Annotated in this window: 19 protein-coding genes; 7 read left to right on the top strand and 12 right to left on the bottom strand. The window is 64.2% G+C overall.

The features are described 5' to 3' along the window. Window positions 1–3: 3 nt before the first annotated feature. From mrdA to ASR47_RS12975, 4 genes are all read right to left on the bottom strand, one after another. On the bottom strand, window positions 4–1,971 hold the full coding sequence (gene mrdA / locus ASR47_RS12990; RefSeq protein WP_065308211.1) for a penicillin-binding protein 2: 1,968 nt from the start codon (window positions 1,969–1,971) through the stop codon (window positions 4–6). A 12-nt stretch (window positions 1,972–1,983) separates the two neighbouring features. Next, window positions 1,984–2,496, bottom strand: coding sequence for a rod shape-determining protein MreD (gene mreD, locus ASR47_RS12985; RefSeq protein WP_065308210.1), 513 nt, complete (start codon window positions 2,494–2,496; stop codon window positions 1,984–1,986). Further along, entirely contained in the window at window positions 2,493–3,533 is a 1,041-nt protein-coding gene (gene mreC / locus ASR47_RS12980) for a rod shape-determining protein MreC (RefSeq protein ID WP_065308209.1), read from the bottom strand. Before mreC ends, mreD begins: the two co-directional genes overlap by 4 nt. Before the next feature lie 106 nt (window positions 3,534–3,639). After that, a complete protein-coding gene (locus ASR47_RS12975; protein ID WP_010393186.1) occupies window positions 3,640–4,683 on the bottom strand; it encodes a rod shape-determining protein in 1,044 nt (347 codons plus the stop codon). A 351-nt stretch (window positions 4,684–5,034) separates the two neighbouring features. Between ASR47_RS12975 and gatC the strand changes: the two genes are divergently transcribed. From gatC to ASR47_RS12950, 5 genes are all read left to right on the top strand, one after another. Then, window positions 5,035–5,337 carry an Asp-tRNA(Asn)/Glu-tRNA(Gln) amidotransferase subunit GatC gene (gene gatC, locus ASR47_RS12970; RefSeq protein ID WP_065308208.1) on the top strand — a complete coding sequence of 101 codons (303 nt, stop codon included), beginning with the start codon at window positions 5,035–5,037 and terminating at the stop codon, window positions 5,335–5,337. Window positions 5,338–5,398: 61 nt separating this feature from the next. Continuing rightward, entirely contained in the window at window positions 5,399–6,883 is a 1,485-nt protein-coding gene (gatA, locus tag ASR47_RS12965) for an Asp-tRNA(Asn)/Glu-tRNA(Gln) amidotransferase subunit GatA (RefSeq protein WP_065308207.1), read from the top strand. Between the two features lie 23 nt (window positions 6,884–6,906). After that, window positions 6,907–8,367, top strand: coding sequence for an Asp-tRNA(Asn)/Glu-tRNA(Gln) amidotransferase subunit GatB (gene gatB, locus ASR47_RS12960; RefSeq protein WP_065308206.1), 1,461 nt, complete (start codon window positions 6,907–6,909; stop codon window positions 8,365–8,367). A gap of 11 nt (window positions 8,368–8,378) precedes the next feature. Further along, on the top strand, window positions 8,379–8,774 hold the full coding sequence (locus ASR47_RS12955) for an energy transducer TonB (RefSeq protein ID WP_065308205.1): 396 nt from the start codon (window positions 8,379–8,381) through the stop codon (window positions 8,772–8,774). A gap of 54 nt (window positions 8,775–8,828) precedes the next feature. Beyond that, on the top strand, window positions 8,829–9,875 hold the full coding sequence (locus ASR47_RS12950; protein ID WP_065308204.1) for an oxidoreductase: 1,047 nt from the start codon (window positions 8,829–8,831) through the stop codon (window positions 9,873–9,875). Window positions 9,876–9,879: 4 nt separating this feature from the next. On the opposite strand, the gene ASR47_RS12945 is transcribed toward ASR47_RS12950, so the two are convergent. From ASR47_RS12945 to ASR47_RS12935, 3 genes are all read right to left on the bottom strand, one after another. Next, a complete protein-coding gene (locus ASR47_RS12945) occupies window positions 9,880–10,341 on the bottom strand; it encodes a hypothetical protein (protein ID WP_065308203.1) in 462 nt (153 codons plus the stop codon). A 14-nt stretch (window positions 10,342–10,355) separates the two neighbouring features. Further along, entirely contained in the window at window positions 10,356–10,547 is a 192-nt protein-coding gene (locus tag ASR47_RS12940; protein ID WP_065308202.1) for a YqaE/Pmp3 family membrane protein, read from the bottom strand. A gap of 92 nt (window positions 10,548–10,639) precedes the next feature. Beyond that, entirely contained in the window at window positions 10,640–11,533 is an 894-nt protein-coding gene (locus tag ASR47_RS12935) for a LysR substrate-binding domain-containing protein (RefSeq protein ID WP_065308201.1), read from the bottom strand. A gap of 126 nt (window positions 11,534–11,659) precedes the next feature. Between ASR47_RS12935 and ASR47_RS12930 the strand changes: the two genes are divergently transcribed. Then, the gene (locus ASR47_RS12930) at window positions 11,660–12,403 is read left to right on the top strand and encodes a sulfite exporter TauE/SafE family protein (protein ID WP_065308200.1); all 744 of its coding nucleotides are present in this window, start codon (window positions 11,660–11,662) and stop codon (window positions 12,401–12,403) included. A 58-nt stretch (window positions 12,404–12,461) separates the two neighbouring features. On the opposite strand, the gene pyrE is transcribed toward ASR47_RS12930, so the two are convergent. After that, window positions 12,462–13,124 carry an orotate phosphoribosyltransferase gene (gene pyrE, locus ASR47_RS12925; RefSeq protein ID WP_065308199.1) on the bottom strand — a complete coding sequence of 221 codons (663 nt, stop codon included), beginning with the start codon at window positions 13,122–13,124 and terminating at the stop codon, window positions 12,462–12,464. A 107-nt stretch (window positions 13,125–13,231) separates the two neighbouring features. On the opposite strand from pyrE, the gene ASR47_RS12920 reads away from it, so the two are divergent. Then, entirely contained in the window at window positions 13,232–14,008 is a 777-nt protein-coding gene (locus ASR47_RS12920) for an exodeoxyribonuclease III (protein WP_065308198.1), read from the top strand. Between the two features lies 1 nt (window position 14,009). Here the strand turns inward: ASR47_RS12920 and ASR47_RS12915 are convergent, their stop codons facing one another. The 4 genes from ASR47_RS12915 to metX form a co-directional block, all read right to left on the bottom strand. Then, complete coding sequence (locus ASR47_RS12915) at window positions 14,010–14,897, bottom strand: pseudouridine synthase (protein ID WP_065308197.1); 888 nt, start codon at window positions 14,895–14,897, stop codon at window positions 14,010–14,012. 3 nt (window positions 14,898–14,900) lie between these two features. Then, window positions 14,901–15,809: a M48 family metallopeptidase gene (locus ASR47_RS12910; protein WP_065308196.1), complete on the bottom strand. Its 909-nt coding sequence runs from the start codon at window positions 15,807–15,809 to the stop codon at window positions 14,901–14,903. Window positions 15,810–15,906: 97 nt separating this feature from the next. Then, the gene (gene metW / locus ASR47_RS12905) at window positions 15,907–16,521 is read right to left on the bottom strand and encodes a methionine biosynthesis protein MetW (protein ID WP_065308195.1); all 615 of its coding nucleotides are present in this window, start codon (window positions 16,519–16,521) and stop codon (window positions 15,907–15,909) included. Continuing rightward, window positions 16,518–17,717: a homoserine O-succinyltransferase MetX gene (gene metX / locus ASR47_RS12900; protein ID WP_082988904.1), complete on the bottom strand. Its 1,200-nt coding sequence runs from the start codon at window positions 17,715–17,717 to the stop codon at window positions 16,518–16,520. Before metX ends, metW begins: the two co-directional genes overlap by 4 nt. Between the last annotated feature and the right edge of the window lie 42 nt (window positions 17,718–17,759).

Here is a 17,759-nt window from a genome sequence, read left to right as displayed (position 1 = left end):
TCCTTATGGCGTCGCAGGCGGCGTGCCGGCCTGTTCATCCGTGATTTCTTCAAGCGTGCGCACTTCGTCGACGTCTTCCTTCGGCACCTTGGTGGTGTCGCGGTCCTTTTCGCCGGGGCGCTTGCCCAGCAGGTAAAAGTCGAGCGCCTTGCGCGCGATCGGCGCGGCCACGCCGGCGCCGAAACCGGCGTTTTCCACCACGATGGCCAGCGCGATGCGCGGCTTGTCGGCCGGCGCAAAGGCGGTAAACAAGGCGTTGTCGCGCAGCCGTTCGGCCAGCAGCTTGGCATTGTACTTCTCGTTTTTCTTGATGCCCACCACCTGCGCCGTACCGGTCTTGCCGCCCACCGTATATTGCACGCCGGTGAAAATGCGCGCCGCCGTGCCGCCCTCTTCGCTGGTCACGCCCACCATGGCGCGCTTGATGGTGTCGATGTTTTCCTGTTTCAAAGGAATGCGGTAGCTTTCCTTGGGCACCGTCAGGGTGCGTGCGCGGGTGGCGGCGTCCTCGATACTCTTGACCAGGTGCGGCTTCATCACCACGCCGTTGTTGGCCAGCACGGCGGTCGCATGGGCGATCTGCAGCGGCGTATAGGAGTTGTAGCCCGAGCCATTGCTGACCGAAATCGTGTCGCCGCCCACCCATTTCTTTTGCTGCGCCGTCTTGAAGCGGTTGCGCTTCCATTCGGTCGACGGCAGCACGCCGCGCTTTTCGTTGTTGAGGTCGATGCCGGTCAGCTGGCCGAAACCGAACGGCTTCATGAAGTCGTGAATGGCGTCGATGCCCATGTCGCGGCCCAGCTGGTAGTAATAGGTATTGCACGACACGACGATGGACTTGTGCATGTCGACCATGCCGTGGCCGCCGACCTTGTCGTCCCTGAACTTGTGACCGCCCAGCATGAAAAAGCCGGGATCGGAAATCGCCTGGCCGGGCGTGCGCTTGCCCAGTTCCAGCGCGGCCAGCGCCATGAAGGGCTTGAAGGTGGAGCCTGGCGCATAGGTGCCGGACAAGGGCCGGTTGACCATCGGCCGGTCCAGCGACGTATTCAATTCATTCCAGCTTTGCTGGTCGATGCCGTCGACGAACAGGTTAGGATCGTAGCCGGGTTTCGACACATAGGCCAGGATGTCGCCGGTGGCCGGATCGATCGCCACGGCCGCGCCGCGCCATTCGCCGAACGCTTCTTCCATCACCTTTTGCAGCTCGATGTCGATCGACAGGATCAGGTTGTTGCCGGGTACGGCGGCCGTGCGCGACAGGGTGCGCATGGCGCGCCCGCCGGCCGACACTTCCACTTCTTCGTAGCCGGTGGTGCCGTGCAGCTGCTTCTCGTAGCTTTTTTCCAGGCCTTCCTTGCCGATATGGTCGGTGCCGTTGTAGTTGGCGGCGTCGTCGCCCTCTTCCAGCGCCCTGGACTCATTGCGATTGATGCGGCCGATAAAGCCCACCACGTGCGACGCCACTTCGCCCATCGGATACTGGCGGAACAGGCGCGCCTGCACTTCGACGCCGGGAAAGCGGAAGCGGTTGGCCGAAAAACGCGCCACTTCCTCTTCCGTCAGGCGGGTGCGCAGCGGCACGCTGACGAAGTTTTTCGATTCTTCCAGCAGCTTCTTGAAGCGGCGGCGGTCCTTGATGTCGACCTGCACCAGGGTCGAGAGTTCATCGATTACCGAGTCCAGGCTGGCGCTGAGCTTGGACGGCGTGATTTCCAGGGTAAATGCCGAGTAATTGCGTGCCAGCACCACGCCGTTGCGGTCGAGGATCAGGCCGCGCGTGGGCACGATGGGCACCAGCGCGATGCGGTTGTCCTCGGCCTTGGTGGCGTAATCTTCATGCTTGATCACCTGCAGCCAGATAAAGCGCGCCAGCAGCAGCGAAAAGCAGACAAAGACGAGCGCGCCCAATATCGTCAGGCGCAGCCGGAAGAAGTGCAGTTCGCGCTCGGTATTCTTCAGTTCATTCATGACAGGTCACGCTCAGATCGGGCGGTTGTGGTCGCGGTCCACGGCGCGGCGCTGCGGCGCCAGCAGCATCCAGGTAATGATAGGCCACAGGATCACGGCGATAAAGCTCTCGATGAAATTGAGCCAGCCCGGGAAGCGGCCCGAGACGATCAGCCGCGTCACCAGCTGCAGCGCCTGCGTCAGCAGCAGCAGCGGCAGCACATGCAGCGCCTGCGTCATGACGGGGAACCACAGCACGCGGCGGTGCATCATGATGGCGAAATAGGACAGCAAGGTATAGGCCAGCGCGTTTTCGCCCAGCAGGGTCGAATCGTGCACGTCCATCATCAGGCCCATGAAAAAGGCCACGCCGATGCCGACCTTGCGCGGCTGGTGGATGCCCCAGAACACCAGCACCAGCGCGACAAAATCGGGCACGCCGACGAAATGGCCCCATGGCAGCAGGTTCAGCAAAAAGGCGCACAGCAGCGAAAAGCCGATGAACAGCGGGCTGACCGGCAGCAGGATGTAATGCGGGCGGTTCATCGCGTGGTCTCCGTCGGCGCGGCAGTGGTCGTGGTGGCGGGCGGCGCGGCAGGCTTGCTGGCCGGCTTGGCCGGCGTGGCGTTGGCCGGCGCCGCAGTGGCGTCCTGGGTTGCGGCAGGCTTGGGCGCGTCCTTGATCGGCGCCATCTTGCCGGCGATCTTGCGGCCAACCTTGATTTCCTCGGCCGGCGGACGCGGCGCAATATCGGGCGACGACGTCAGTATCAGCAGCTGCGTATTGCGCTCGATGCCGGCCAGCGGCTGGCATACCACGCGGCCGAACGGGCCGTGCGCATTGCGCTCGACCAGGGTCACGCGCGCCACGGCCAGGCCGGCCGGATACAGGCCATCGAGGCCGGAGGTAATCACGATATCGCCGATCTGGATGTCGGCCGTCGGTTCCGTAAAGCGCAGCTCCATGGTGCCGGACTTGCCGCGCCCGTAGGCCACGCTGCGCACGCCCGTGCGCAGCAGCTGCACGGGAATCGCCTGTTCTTCGTCGGTCAGCAGGGTCACTTCCGAGGTAAACGGAAACACCCGCGTGACCTGGCCGACCACGCCCAGGTTGTCGATCACCGGCCGGCCCAGCTCCACGCCGTTCTGGATACCGCGGTCGAGCACGATCTTGCGGGTGGCCGAGTCGCGCGTGTCATACAGGATTTCAGCGAGCATCGATTTGACCGGCACGCGCTCGCGCGCTTCCATCAACTTGCGCAGGTGGTTGTTTTCCACGATATTGAGCTGCGCCTGCTGCAGGATCTGCGCCGAGGCGATCTGTTCGTGCCTGAGCTCACGCACCTGTTTTTCCAGCGCCGACAGCGAGGAAAAATACGTGCCGACGCCGAGTGCCACGTCGCGCGGCACCAGCGCGGCCATCTGCACCGGATAGAGCACGGTGCCAACCGCCTGGCGCACGGCGGTCAGCGCGTGCATGCGCGAATCGACCAGCAGCAAGGCGATCGAAATGCCGGCGAACACCATCATCTTGACGCGGGCGGAGGCGCCCTGTTTGAAAAGTGGCGGAGGACTGTATTCCATGACTTCCAATAATCAGGCCAGGCGCGGAGCGCCAACGTGCGGGCCCCGGCCTCACGCCGGCGCCAAAACCAACGCCGGAAACCCGCTTTCCGGCCCGTTGATCCGATTACTCGTAGGAGAAGATCGAGCCGAGCTTGTCCATGCGTTCCAGCGCCATGCCGGAACCGCGCACCACGCAAGTGAGCGGGTCTTCGGCCACCAGCACCGGCAGGCCGGTTTCTTCCATCAGCAAGCGGTCCAGGTCGCGCAGCAGCGCGCCGCCACCGGTCAGCATCATGCCTTTTTCGGCGATGTCGGCGCCCAGTTCCGGCGGCGTCTGCTCCAGCGCGTTCTTCACGGCCGACACGATATTGTTCAGCGGGTCGGTCAGCGCTTCGAGGATCTCGTTCGACGAAATGGTAAACGAGCGCGGGATGCCTTCGGACAGGTTGCGGCCCTTCACTTCCATCTCTTTCACTTCCGAACCCGGGAAGGCAGAACCGATGGCCTTCTTGATCGCTTCGGCCGTCTGTTCGCCGATCAGCATGCCGTAGTTGCGGCGGATGTAATTGACGATGGCTTCGTCGAACTTGTCGCCGCCGACGCGCACCGAACCCTTGTAGACCATGCCGCCGAGCGAAATGATGCCCACTTCGGTGGTGCCGCCGCCGATATCGACCACCATCGAACCGGTCGCTTCCGATACCGGCAGGCCGGCGCCGATGGCCGCGGCCATCGGTTCTTCAATCAGGTAGACCTGCGACGCGCCGGCGCCGAGCGCCGATTCGCGGATCGCGCGGCGTTCCACCTGGGTCGAGCCGCACGGCACGCAGATGATGATGCGCGGCGACGGACGGAAGAATTTCGAGTCGTGCACCATGCGGATGAACTGCTTGAGCATCTGCTCGGTGACGGTGAAGTCGGCGATCACGCCATCTTTCATCGGACGGATCGCTTCGATATTGCCCGGCACCTTGCCCAGCATCTGCTTGGCTTCCTTGCCGACTGCCTGGATGGTCTTCTTGCCATTCGGGCCGCCTTCCTGGCGGATCGCGACGACCGACGGTTCGTCCAGGACGATGCCCAGGCCGCGTACATAGATCAGGGTGTTGGCCGTGCCCAAGTCAATGGCCAGATCGGTGGAGATATACCTGCGTAAAAAACCAAACATGAGTGTCCTGTAGCGCATCGAGCTGCGCAAAAGCTGTTTATAGGGAGTTTCAAAGCGGGCGCTTTCAGGCTCCTTCGAAAACCCGTACAGGCATTTTTCGGCGGTTCGCTTGGCGCTTGCGCAATCTTTTCTATGCTGCGGCAGCAGTCCATCGGCGCCGGCAACGCATTAACCCGCCATTCTACCTTATAATTTGAATGCGATTTGCCCAAAAACCATGGAAAAGTGCGACCCCGGCCACCGCGAGTTAGGCGGCATTCCCGCGTTTTTGTGAGCAAAAGAGCAGTAAATACCCGCGCTTTATCAAAGCGCCAACTTAACTACTATGAGCGTCCCCGCGCGCCTTTCGCCATGTCCCTGACACTCTCCGATGTAAAACGCATTGCCCATTTGGCACAACTCGACATGGCCGACGACCAGGCAGCCACGTCCCTGGAACAATTGAACAAAATTTTTGCGCTGGCAGAACAAATGCAGGCCGTCGACACCGAAGGCGTGGCGCCATTGAGCCACCCGCTGGCCGCCCATATGGACAATATCGCATTGCGCCTGCGCGAAGACCAGGCCACCGAAAGCAATCACCGCGACGCCTACCAGGCGGTGGCGCCGAAGGTCCAGGACGGGCTGTACCTCGTCCCCAAGGTCATCGAGTAAGCGGCGCGCCGGAACGGCGCCCCGTCCTTGTCCTCCTGTCGAATATCACTTTAGAAACGCCATGCATACAAAATCCATCAAACAGCTGTCCGCGCTTTTGCGGAACAAGGAAATTTCCGCCGTGGCGCTGGCGACGCATTTCCTCGACCGCATCGCCGCCGACGGCTCGAACGCCTTTCTGCACGTCGACCGTGCGCTGACCCTGGCCCAGGCCGCAGTGGCCGACGCGCGTATCGCCGACGGCAGCGCCACCGCCCTGACCGGCGTGCCGATCGCGCACAAGGATCTGTTTGTCACCCGCGGCTGGCGCACCACGGCCGGCTCGATGATGTTGGCCGACTATGTCAGCCCGTTTGACGCCACAGTGGTGGAAAAATGCCTGGCCGCCGGCATGGTCAGCCTGGGCAAGGTCAATTGCGACGAATTCGCCATGGGTTCGGGCAACGAGAACTCGGCCTTCGGCGCCGTGAAAAACCCGTGGGACACGACTGCCGTGCCGGGTGGCTCGTCGGGCGGTTCGGCCGCCGCCGTCGCCGCGCGCCTGACGCCGGCGGCCACCGGCACCGACACCGGCGGCTCGATCCGCCAGCCGGCCGCCTTTTGCGGCATCACCGGCATCAAGCCTACCTATGGCCGCGTGTCGCGCTTCGGCATGATCGCGTTTGCCTCCTCGCTCGACCAGGGCGGCCCGATGGCGCAAACCGCCGAAGACTGCGCCCTGCTGCTCAACGTGATCGCCGGCTTCGACGAACGCGATTCGACCAGCCTGACGCCGGAACAGGGCGGCGTGGCCGAAGACTTTACGCGCAGCCTGGCGCAACCCTTGAACGGCCTGCGCATCGGCGTGCCGCGCGAGTATTTTGGCGACGGCCTGGCCAAGGACGTGGAAGCGGCCGTGCGCGCCGCGCTGGCGCAATACGAACAGCTGGGCGCGACCCTGGTCGACATCTCGCTGCCGAACACGGCGCTGTCGATCCCCGCCTACTACATGATCGCACCGGCCGAAGCGTCGTCCAACCTGTCGCGCTATGACGGCGTGCGCTACGGCCACCGCGCCAGCGCCTACAAGGACCTGCAGGACATGTACAAGAAAAGCCGCGCCGAAGGCTTTGGCGCCGAGGTCAAGCGCCGCATCATGGTCGGCACCTATGTGCTGTGCCACGGCTATTACGACGCCTACTACCTGAAAGCGCAAAAGATCCGCCGCCTGATCGCGCAGGACTTCGACGCGGTACTGAACGGCCCGAACGCCGTCTGCGACGTCATCATGGGACCGGTCGCGCCGACCGTGGCCTGGGACCTGGGCGACAAGACCGACGACCCGGTGGCGAACTACCTGGCCGACATCTACACCCTGTCGACCAGCCTGGCCGGCCTGCCCGGCATGTCGATTCCGTGCGGCTTCGGCGCAGGTGACAAGAATGGCAAGCGCCCGGTCGGCCTGCAAATCATCGGCAATTACTTTGGCGAGGCCAGACTGCTGAACGTGGCCCACCAGTACCAGCTGGTGACGGACTGGCACACGCGCGCGCCTGCCGGCGTTTAACCAAAAAAAGAAGCGAGAACACTATGCAATGGGAAGTCGTCATCGGTCTTGAGAACCACGTGCAGCTCACGACCGACTCCAAAATTTTCAGCGGTTCGCCGATCAAGTACGGCGCCGAAGCCAACACCCAGGCCAGCCCGGTCGACCTGGCGCTGCCGGGCGTGCTGCCGGTGATGAACAAGCAGGCGGTCGACCGCGCCATCCGTTTCGGCCTGGCCGTGGGCGCCACCGTCGCGCCGCATTCGGTCTTCGCGCGCAAGAACTATTTTTACCCCGATTCGCCGAAGGGCTACCAGATCAGCCAGTTCGAAGATCCGGTGGTGATCGGCGGCGCGCTGACCTTCGGCTACGAAAAAGATGGCCAATTCGTCACCAGGACCGTCAACCTGACGCGCGCCCACCTGGAAGAAGACGCCGGCAAGTCGCTGCACGAAGACTACGCCGGCATGAGCGGCATCGATCTGAACCGCGCCGGCACGCCGCTGCTGGAAATCGTCTCGGAGCCGGAAATTCGCAGCGCCGCCGAAGCCGTGGCCTATGCCAAGGCGCTGCACTCGCTGGTGATGTGGCTCGGCGTGTGCGACGGCAACATGCAGGAAGGCTCGTTCCGCTGCGACGTCAACGTTTCGGTGCGCCCTGTCGGCCAGAAGGAATTCGGCACCCGCTGCGAAATCAAGAACCTGAACTCGTTCCGCTTTATCGAAGAAGCGGTGCACGTCGAAGTGCGCCGCCAGATCGAGCTGATCGAAGACGGCGGCAAGGTGGTGCAGGCCACGCGCCTGTACGACCCGGACCGCAAGGAAACGCGCGAAATGCGCAGCAAGGAAGACGCCCAGGATTACCGCTACTTCCCCGACCCGGACCTGCCGCCGCTGGTCATCTCGCCCGAGTGGATCGCCCGCGTGAAAGCCGACATGCCGGAGCTGCCGGCCGCCATGCGCGCCCGCTTCATCAGCGAATACGCGCTGCCCGACTACGACGCGCTGGTGCTGACGCAGTCCAAGGCCATGGCGACCTACTTCGTCGCCGTGGTGGACAAGGCCGGCAAGGACAACGCCAAGGCCGCCGCCAACTGGCTGATGGGCGACGTGGCGTCGACCGTCAACCGCGAAGGCGTGGACCTCGACGCGGCGCCGGTCTCGCCGGCCCAGCTGGCCGCCATGTTGAAGCGCATCGCCGACGGCACCATTTCCAACAAGGCCGCAAAAGAAGTGTTCGCCGGCATGTGGGAAGCCAAATCGGCTGACGAGCATCTGGTCGACACCATCATCGACGCCAAGGGCCTGAAACAGATCTCGGACACGGGCGCCCTGGAAGCGATCGTCGACGAGGTCCTGGCGGCCAACGCCAAGTCGGTCGAGCAGTACCGCGCCGGCAAGGAAGCGGCCATCAACGCGCTGATCGGCCAGGCCATGAAGGCCTCGAAAGGCAAGGCCAACCCGGCCCAGCTGACCGAACTGCTCAAGGCCAAGCTGGCAGGCTGATGGGAGATCATATGCAAGCCAACACACGAGCGGCATGGCACTGGACAGCGGCCCTGCCGCTGCTGATCCTGGCCGCCGGCTGCACCAGCATCGGTGGCCAGCCGACCGCCACCGCCGGCAAGCCGGTACTGGAGCAGGAACCGGTTGCCGATTTTTCCAGCTGCAGCAAGCCCGTCTATCCGCTCGCCTCGCGCAAGGCGCGGCAAGCCGGCGCCGTCATGCTGCGTTTCCAGATCAGCGCCGAGGGCAAGGTCGAGGAGGCAAGCGTGGCGCGCAGCAGCGGCTATCCCTTGCTGGACGAAGCGGCGCGCAGCAGCATCGCCAAGTGCCGCTTCAAGCCGGGCATCGCCGGCGGCAAGCCGGTCAGTTCGCCAGCGGTCATGCAGTATGTCTGGCGGCTCGATTAACCGAGCCGCTTGCGGGTATGATCATGGCTCCTGACACGCACATAGATTACCGCCATGAACAAAATCAAAACCGGCCTGGTCGGCTACGGCTTTGCCGGCGCCACCTTCCACGCTCCCGTCCTCACTAGCGTCGAGGCCCTGGAGCTGACGGCCGTCGCTTCCAGCAAGCCGGACCTGGTGCACAAGGACTGGCCCGAGGCCACCGTCTACGCGGAAGCGGCGCAGCTGTTTGCCGATGCAGCGATCGAACTGGTGGTGATCGCCGCACCCAACGAAGCCCATTTCGGCCTGGCGCGGGCGGCCCTGCAGGCGGGCAAGCACGTGGTGGTCGACAAGCCGTTCACGATTACCAGCGCCGAGGCACAGACGCTGATCACCCTGGCCAAAGAACGCAAGCTGGTGCTCAGCGTGTATCACAACCGCCGCTGGGATGGCGATTTTATGACGATCAAGACGCTGCTGGCGCAGGGCGTGCTGGGCCGCGTCACCAGTTTTGAATCGCATTTCGACCGCTTCCGCCCCGAGATCCGCCAGCGCTGGCGCGAATCGAACGCGCCCGGTGGCGGCCTGCTGTACGACCTGGGGCCGCATATGCTGGACCAGGCGGTGCAGCTGTTCGGCATGCCGGACAAACTGCATGCCGATATCGACCTGCAGCGCGATGGCGCGCAGGCGGTCGACTACCTGCATATCGTGCTGTATTACCAGCGCCTGCGCGTGGTGCTGCAGGCGGGCTGCCTGGTCAAGGCGCCGACGGCGCGTTTTGCCGTGCATGGCGACGCCGGCAGTTTCATGAAATTCGGCCTCGATCCGCAGGAAGACGCGTTAAAGGCGGGCGGACGTCCGGGCCAGCCGGGCTGGGGCGAGGATGGGGTGCGCGGCGCGCTCTACCTTGGCACGCAGCCGGATGGCCAGTGCGAGCATCTGGACCTGCAGGCGGGCCGCTACCAGGATTTCTACCAGGGCATGGCCGACGCCATCCGCGACGGCAAGCCGGCGCCGGTGGCGGCCGAGGATGCGCTGGACACCATCAGGCTGATCGAACTGGCGCTGCAAAGCGCCAATGAGGGCCGCGTACTGAACGTGCCAGCGGTGGCTTGATCCTTCAGGACTGGTTGGTGCCGGCCGGCCACACCAGTTCCACGCGCGCCGAACTGCCTGCCTTGATGCGCAGCTTGCGCTCCAGAGTTTTACCGGCCAGGGTGGCGCGCAGGCTGTAGCCGCCCGGCGCCAGCCGCGCCAGCAGATACGGGCCGCTGGCGGTGACGTCCAGCGCCAGCGCGCCTTTCGCGTCACGGATTTCCAGCTTCACGTCGGACGCAAATTGTGCGCGCGCGTCCGCCTGCACGGAAAACACCAGGCTCAATGGCCACTGGCCGCTGGCCTGCTTGATGGCGGTCGATTCGTCCAGGCCGATGCCACCGCTCAGGTACTCGACCGCGCCGCTTTTCTGCACCGGCGGCAAGGCGCCTTCGGCCTGGGCCAGGACGGCGCCATGCAGGCTGGCGGCCAGCAAGGCCGCAGCCGCCATCGCGGCCACGCGGGTACTGCGTGGGGAACTGTGCATGGGACGCTCCTCGGTCAATAGCGGCGGGTGGCTTCGGCGATCTTCTGGTCGGTCTTGAACTGGCTCAGTGCATACACGGCCCAGATGGTGGCCGGCAGCCAGCCGATCAGGGTGATTTGCAGGATCAGGCAGATGATGCCGGCGATCGGGCGACCGATGGTGAAAAAGGTCAGCCATGGAAAAATCAGGGCAATCAATAAACGCATGGTGTCTTCCTTTTGATGGACTGTATAGACCTGATTATAGACGCGCTGGCCCGGCGTGTCCGCGCGCCATCGCACACTGCGCCTGGAACAACTTACGCCTGCAGATGCTCGACCAGCTGGCGCGCGTACAAGGGCAGTTCGCCGAACTGGCGCACGCAGATGGTCAGATTGCGTACCGACCAGGGGTCAAGCAAGGCCAGGCAGCGCAGCGCCATCGTCTGCTGGCAGCGGCGCGCGGCCGACTGCGGCACCACGGCCACGCCGGCGCCGCTGGCGACCATGCGGCACACTGCATCGAAACTGCGCAGGCGCACCCGCACTTTCAATGGCCGTCCCAGGCGCGCCGCCTGCAGGCCCAGGTACTGCTGCAGCGCGCTGTCGTCGGCCAGGCCGATGAAATCGGATTCCAGCAAGCTGGCGAAATCGATGGCGTCCGCCTCGCCGATGGCGCGCTGCCGCACGCCGTCGGCCGCCACGATCGCCACCAGCCGGTCGGGCCGGAACAAAAACGTTTGCAAGCCGCGCAGGTCGACCGAATCGGAGACGATGCCGATGTCGGCCTGCCCTTCCGAGACGCCCTTGACGATATCGTAGCTGAGGCGCTCTTCGAGGTCGATGGTGAGGTTCGGGTGGCGTTCCAGGAAGGTGGCCAGCGCCTCGGGCAGGAATTCGCTGAGCGCCGAGGTATTGCACAGCAGGCGCAGCTGGCCTTGCAGGCCGCGCGCAAATTCGCCGAGGTCGCCGCGCAGCTTGTCCATCTGCAGCAGCACCAGGCGCGCATGGTGCAGCAGGGTCTGGCCGGCCGGCGTGACGGTGACGCCGCGCCGCCCGCGCAGCAGCAGCGCCATGCCCAGGGCTTGCTCCATGCCGCGCACGCGCGCGCTGGCCGACGCCAGCGCCAGATGGCTGCGCGCGGCGCCGGCCGTCAGGCTGCCCTCTTCCACCACGTGCACGAACAGCTGCAAATCGACCAGATCAAAACGCATGGTGCGCCCTCCTTGGGGCCATCATAACAGCCTTCGTTTCAGGCTAAGGCTGGCGCCGGAAAATCCAGCTTTTCAGCAGCGCGCCAGGCGCGCAGAATCGCCCCACTTTCATTCTCGTTGAACATCATGGAAACTTCATTTTTGCTGGCCGTCGGCGCCAGTTTTATTCTCGCGGGCTTCGTCAAGGGCGTAGTGGGCCTGGGCCTGCCGACGGTGGCCATGGGCTTGCTCAGCCTGGTGATGCCGCCGGTACAGGCTGCGGCCCTGCTGATCGTGCCGTCGATGGTGACCAATGTGTGGCAGCTGGCCACTGGCCCGGGCCTGGCCGCCCTGCTGCGACGCTTGTGGCCCTTGCTGGCCTGGACCATGGCCGGCACCGTGCTTGGCGGCGCGCTGCTGCCGCAAGACAGCGGCGCCTGGGCCGTGGTGGCGCTGGGGGTGGCGCTGATGGCGTATGCGGTGGCCGGACTGTGCTCGTGGCGCCTGGTGGTGGCGCCGCGCCATGAGCCCTGGCTGGCGCCCCTGATCGGCGCATCGACGGGCCTGGTGACGGCCGCCACCGGCGTGTTCGTGATCCCGGCCGTGCCCTACCTGCAGGGACTGGGGCTGCAGCGCGATGCGCTGGTACAGGCGCTGGGCCTGGCGTTTAGTGCCTCTACCGTGGCGCTGGCGGCCAGCCTGGCGCTGCAGGGCAATTTTCATCTGGGCGACGCCCAAGCGTCGGGCATCGCCCTGCTGCCGGCCTTGGGCGGCATGCTGGCCGGCCAGTGGCTGCGCGGGCGCATTTCAGCGGCACTGTTCAGGAAGTGCTTTTTTATCGGCCTGTTCGCGCTGGGACTGCATTCGGCGATCAAACCATGGCTGGCGTGATCACGCGACAGACCATGAAGCGCCCGGGGCGAGGCGCTGCAACGCATTCCCGAGCGTTTTAAATGCCGTAGCGGGTACGGTAGGCTGAAACAGCCTCTTTGTGCTTCAGCAGTTCCGGATCGGCGCCGGCGCCGTTCAGGTAGCCGAACAAATCATCGAGGTTGCCGATCGAGATGACGGGAATGCCATACTGTTTCGTCACTTCCTGCACCGCGGAACTGGGCGACAGCTGGCCGTCCGGACCCGAGCGCTCCATGCGGTCGAGCGCGATCAGCACGGCGCACGGTTCAGCGCCGGCGGCGCGTATCATGTCCACCGATTCGCGCACCGAGGTGCCGGCCGAGATCACGTCGTCGATGATGACGACCTTGCCCTGCAACTTGGCGCCGACAATGGTGCCGCCTTCGCCGTGGTCCTTGGCTTCCTTGCGGTTGAAGGCGAACGAGGTGTTGCGGCCCTTGCCGGCCAGCGCCACGGCGGTGGCCGAAGCGAGCGTGATGCCCTTGTAGGCGGGGCCGAACAGCATGTCGAATTCGACACCGGAATCGAGCAGGGTCTGCGCGTAGAACTGGGCCAGTTCGGCCAGGGTCGCGCCGTCATGGAACAGGCCCGCGTTGAAGAAGTACGGCGACTGGCGGCCGGCCTTGGTGGTGAACTCGCCGAACCGCAAGACTCCCTTGGATACCGAAAACGCGATAAACTGCTGGCGTAAATTATTCACATGAGCCTCATTTTTTAAAAGTGCCTGTATTTTAATCCGCGCGCACCGGCGAGACAATCGCCATGCCGCGCCGCCCCTTGCGGCCCGCGCCCTTTCCCTTGTCTCCTATGCCAAAAATTATCTCCGCCAATCTGAACGGCATCCGTTCCGCCGCCAAAAAAGGCTTTTTCAACTGGATGGGCAAGCAGACGGCCGACTTCATCTGCGTGCAGGAATTGAAAGCGCAACTGCCCGACATGACGCCGGAATTTCTCAACCCGCACGGCTACCATGGCCACTTCCACTACGCCGAAAAGAAGGGGTACTCGGGCACCGGCGTCTACAGCAAGGTCGAACCGGATGCCGTGCATATCGGCTTTGGCAGCCCGGAATTCGACGCCGAAGGGCGCTATGTGCGCTGCGACTTTGGCAACCTGTCGGTCATTTCCGTCTACTGCCCGTCCGGCTCGTCGGGTCCCGAGCGCCAGGAAGCGAAGTTCCGCTTCATGGAATTGTTCCTGCCACACCTGCTGACCTTAAAGGCGCTGGGGCGCGAAGTGGTGATCTGCGGCGACTGGAATATCGCCCACCACGAGATCGACCTGAAGAACTGGAAGGGCAACAAGAAGAACTCGGGCTTCCTGCCGGAGGAACGCGCCTGGCTCACGCGCGTGTTCGATGAGGTGGGTTTTGTCGACGTGCACCGGGGCCTCGACAAGCGCGAGGATCAATACACATGGTGGAGCAACCGTGGCCAGGCCTATGCGAAAAACGTCGGCTGGCGCATCGATTACCATGTGGCCACGCCCGGCATCGCGGCCCAGGCCCATACGGTCAGCGTGTACAAGGACGAGAAGTTTTCGGATCACGCGCCGCTGATCATCGATTACACGATCCGGGCGTAAATCAAAGGCTGCGCCGGCTTTCAAAGCGACGCATCTCGCCCGTCAACGGATCGGCAAAGGCAATCGCCCTTGCCAGCAGCTGCAAGGGCTGCGACATGTCGTCTTCCTTGCACGGCAGCGCCACCGGGTAGAAGGCATCGTTGACGATGGGCACGCCCAGGGAGGCCAGGTGCACGCGCAGCTGGTGCTTGCGGCCCGTGCGCGGCTGCAAACGGTACAAATTGAAGTCGCCACGCTGTTCGATCACATCGATGATGGTTTCAGAATTGGGCTCGCCCGCTTCCTCGCGCATGATAAAGAACTTGTCGCCGTCGACCATGCGGCTGCGGTAGGTAAATGGAAACTCGCGGCCATGCAGGCGCGGCGCCAGCGCTTCATAGACTTTATGGATTTCACGGCGCTGGAACAGGGTCTGGTAGGCGCCGCGGCTGGCCTGGCGGCGCGAAAAAATCACCACCCCGGCCGTCTCGCGGTCGAGGCGGTGGATCGGCGTCAGTGCGGCGCAATCGAGCTTTTTCTTCAGCCGCGTCAATAACGTTTCCTGCACGAAGCGCCCGCCAGGGGTCATCGGCAAAAAATGCGGCTTGTCGACCACCACCAGGTGCGCGTCTTCGAACAGGATCTGCTCCTGGAACGGAATCGGCGTTTCACGTTCCAGCTCGCGGTAATAAAAGATGCGCATGCCGCGCCGGCAGGCGCTGCCGGGCAGCAGCACGACCCCCTCGCCATCGACCACCTCGCCGCGCGCCATGCGGTCCTGCCATTGCGCCGCGCTGACCTGCGGGTAGCGCTCGACCAGGAAGGCCAGCATGTCGGGCCACTGCCCCTCGGGCAGCCATAAATAGCTGGCGGCCACGCCATCGCGCATGGGCAGGGGTGGCGCCGTCATGGCTTAGCGCGAGGCGACGGCATTGCTGCGGTAGGCCGGCAAATCGTTGACCGACACGCCCTTGGCGCGCGCATACAGCGGCAGCACCTGCGCCATATGGCTGTTCATCTGCGAAATGCGGTCCTTGCCCGACGGGTGGGTCGACAGGAATTCCGGCGGCGCGCCCTTGTTCAGCGCGGCCATTTTCTGCCACAGGATGACGCCGGCGCGCGGGTCGAAACCGGCGCGCGCGGCCAGGTCCATGCCGATCAGGTCCGCTTCGCGCTCGTCGTCGCGCGAAAACTTCAGCATCACGCCCTGCGCCGCCATATTGGTGGCGGTGCCGGTGATGCTCGGGTCCACGCCCAGCCAGGCCGACAGGCCGGCGCCGGCCAGCTTGGCGCCGACGGCGGCCAGGTTGCCCTTGCCGGCCTGCGCCTGCGAGTGTTCGCGCAGCGCATGCGAGATCTCATGGCCCATGACGATGGCCACTTCGTCGTCGGTCAGGTTCAGCTTGGTGATAATGCCGCTGTAGAAGGCAATCTGGCCGCCCGGCATGCAGAAGGCGTTGACCTGGTCGGAATTGAGCAGGTTGATCTGCCAGTTCCAGCTGCCGGCGGCCTCGTTCCAGCGCGTGGCGAACGGGATGATGCGCTGGGCGATGGCGCGCAGGCGCTTGACCTGCGGATCGCTGTCGGGCACCAGCGCATTTTTTTCCCTGGCCTCATTGACCAGCTGCGTGTACTGCTGCTTCGACTGTTCATTGAAATCGACGCCGCCGGCAAAGATGCGCGAGGTCGACAGGGGGCGAACCTTGATGCCATCTTGCACCACGGCCTGCTGCGACAGGGCCGGCAGCGGCGCCAGCACGGCGGCGGCGCACAGGCTGGCGGCGACGGTAAAACGTTTGAACGAGTGGGGGTAGGGCGTCATGTGGGAATTCTCCGTAAAACAATGTTATACATTAGCATACAGGCCGTCCGCCATATTGCACTTCCCCAACACGCGTGCGGGGCTCCATGCAAGCGACTCAGTGCGCTTTCTTCTTGCGCAGCCTGAACACGGCCAGGTCGCCGCGCAGGTTCGGCAGCACGGACACCATCTTGCCTGCGGCCAGGGCCACGCAATCGATCACTTCCAGGCCGCATTCCTCGGCCAGTTCGCGGAAATCCTTGATGGTGGCGCAGCGTACGTTGGGCGTATCGTACCACTGGTAGGGCAGCGATTTGGACACCGGCATGCGGCCCTTGAGCAGGGAAACGCGGTGCGGCCAGTAGGCGAAATTCGGGAACGAGACGATGGCCTCGGTGCCGACGCGCACGATATCGCGCAGCAGCGGCTCGACCTGCTTCATCATCTGCAGCGACGACAGGCACAGCACGGTGTCGAAGCTGTTGTCGCCAAAAATCGCCAGGCCCTTTTCCATGTCCTGCTGGATCACCTGCACGCCGCGGCGGGTGCTGGCCAGCACCTTGTCGTCGGCGATCTCCAGGCCGTAGCCGCTGCAGCCCTTGCCGCTGCTTTGCAGGTATTCGAGCATCACGCCGTCGCCGCAGCCGACGTCGAGCACATGGGCCTGGTCCGGCACCCAGTGGGCGATAAAGGCCAGGTCGGGGCGCAGCGCGCTCAGTTCTTCGAAATTCATGCGATCTCCTTCGCGCCCTGGCGCACGGCAGTGTTCTGTACAGTAGCCGGCACGCCGGCCCCGATCTCGTGCCACACCTGGCCGTAGTAGGCGCGCACCATGTTCATGTAGCGCGCGTCTTCCAGCAAAAAGGCGTCGTGGCCGTGCGGCGCGTCGATCTCGGCGTAGGTCACCTGGCGGCGGTTGCACACCAGCGCCTCGACGATTTCGCGGCTGCGCTCGGGCGAAAAACGCCAGTCGGTGGAAAACGAGGCCAGGAAAAATTTCGCGCGGGTACCGGCCAGCGCCTTGGCCAGGTTGCCGCCATGGGCGCGCGCCGGGTCGAAATAATCGAGCGCCTTGGTAATCAACAAATAGGTATTGGCGTCGAAGTACTCGGAGAACTTGTCGCCCTGGTAACGCAGGTACGATTCGATCTCGAAGTCGATGCCGAAGCCGAATTTGTAGGCGCCCGTCTGCGCCGCGTCGCGCAGCTTGCGGCCGAATTTTTCGGCCATGTCGTCGTTCGACAGGTAGGTGATGTGGCCGACCATGCGCGCCACGCGCAGGCCGTTCTTCGGCACCACGCCGTATGCATAGAAATCGCCGCCGCGGTAATCCGGGTCGGACAGGATCGCCTGGCGCGCGACGTCGTTGAAGGCGATATTCTGCGCCGACAGCTTGGCCGTCGAGGCGATCACCACGCAGTGGCGCAGCCGCTGCGGGTACATGATGCTCCAGGCCAGCGCCTGCATGCCGCCCAGCGAGCCGCCCATCACGGCGGCAAACTGATCGATGCCCAGTTCGTCGGCCAGGCGCGCCTGCGCGCTGACCCAGTCTTCCACCGTCACCACGGGAAACGCCGCGCCATACGGCTTGCCGGTGGCCGGGTTGGTGTGCATCGGGCCGGTCGAGCCGAAGCAGGAGCCGAGGTTGTTGACGCCGATGACGAAGAACTTGTCGGTGTCGAGCGGCTTGCCCGGACCGACCATATTGTCCCACCAGCCCGTGCTTTTCGGGTCGCCGTCATAGGTGCCGGCCACGTGGTGCGAGGCGTTCAGGGCGTGGCAGACCAGCACCGCGTTCGATTTGTCGGCGTTCAGGGTGCCGTAGGTTTCATACATCAGCATATAGTCCTGCAGCGAGGCGCCGCTTTGCAGCTGCAGGGGTTGCGCAAAATACATGGTTTGCGGCGAAACGATTCCAATGGATGACATGTGCGTGTCGGTTTATCTAGGGGGGCGGCCCCACGGGCCATG

The organism is Janthinobacterium psychrotolerans, assembly GCF_001677885.1.
Taxonomy (GTDB): Bacteria; Pseudomonadota; Gammaproteobacteria; order Burkholderiales; family Burkholderiaceae_D; genus Janthinobacterium; species Janthinobacterium psychrotolerans.
This window is presented reverse-complemented; position numbering and strand designations above follow the sequence as displayed.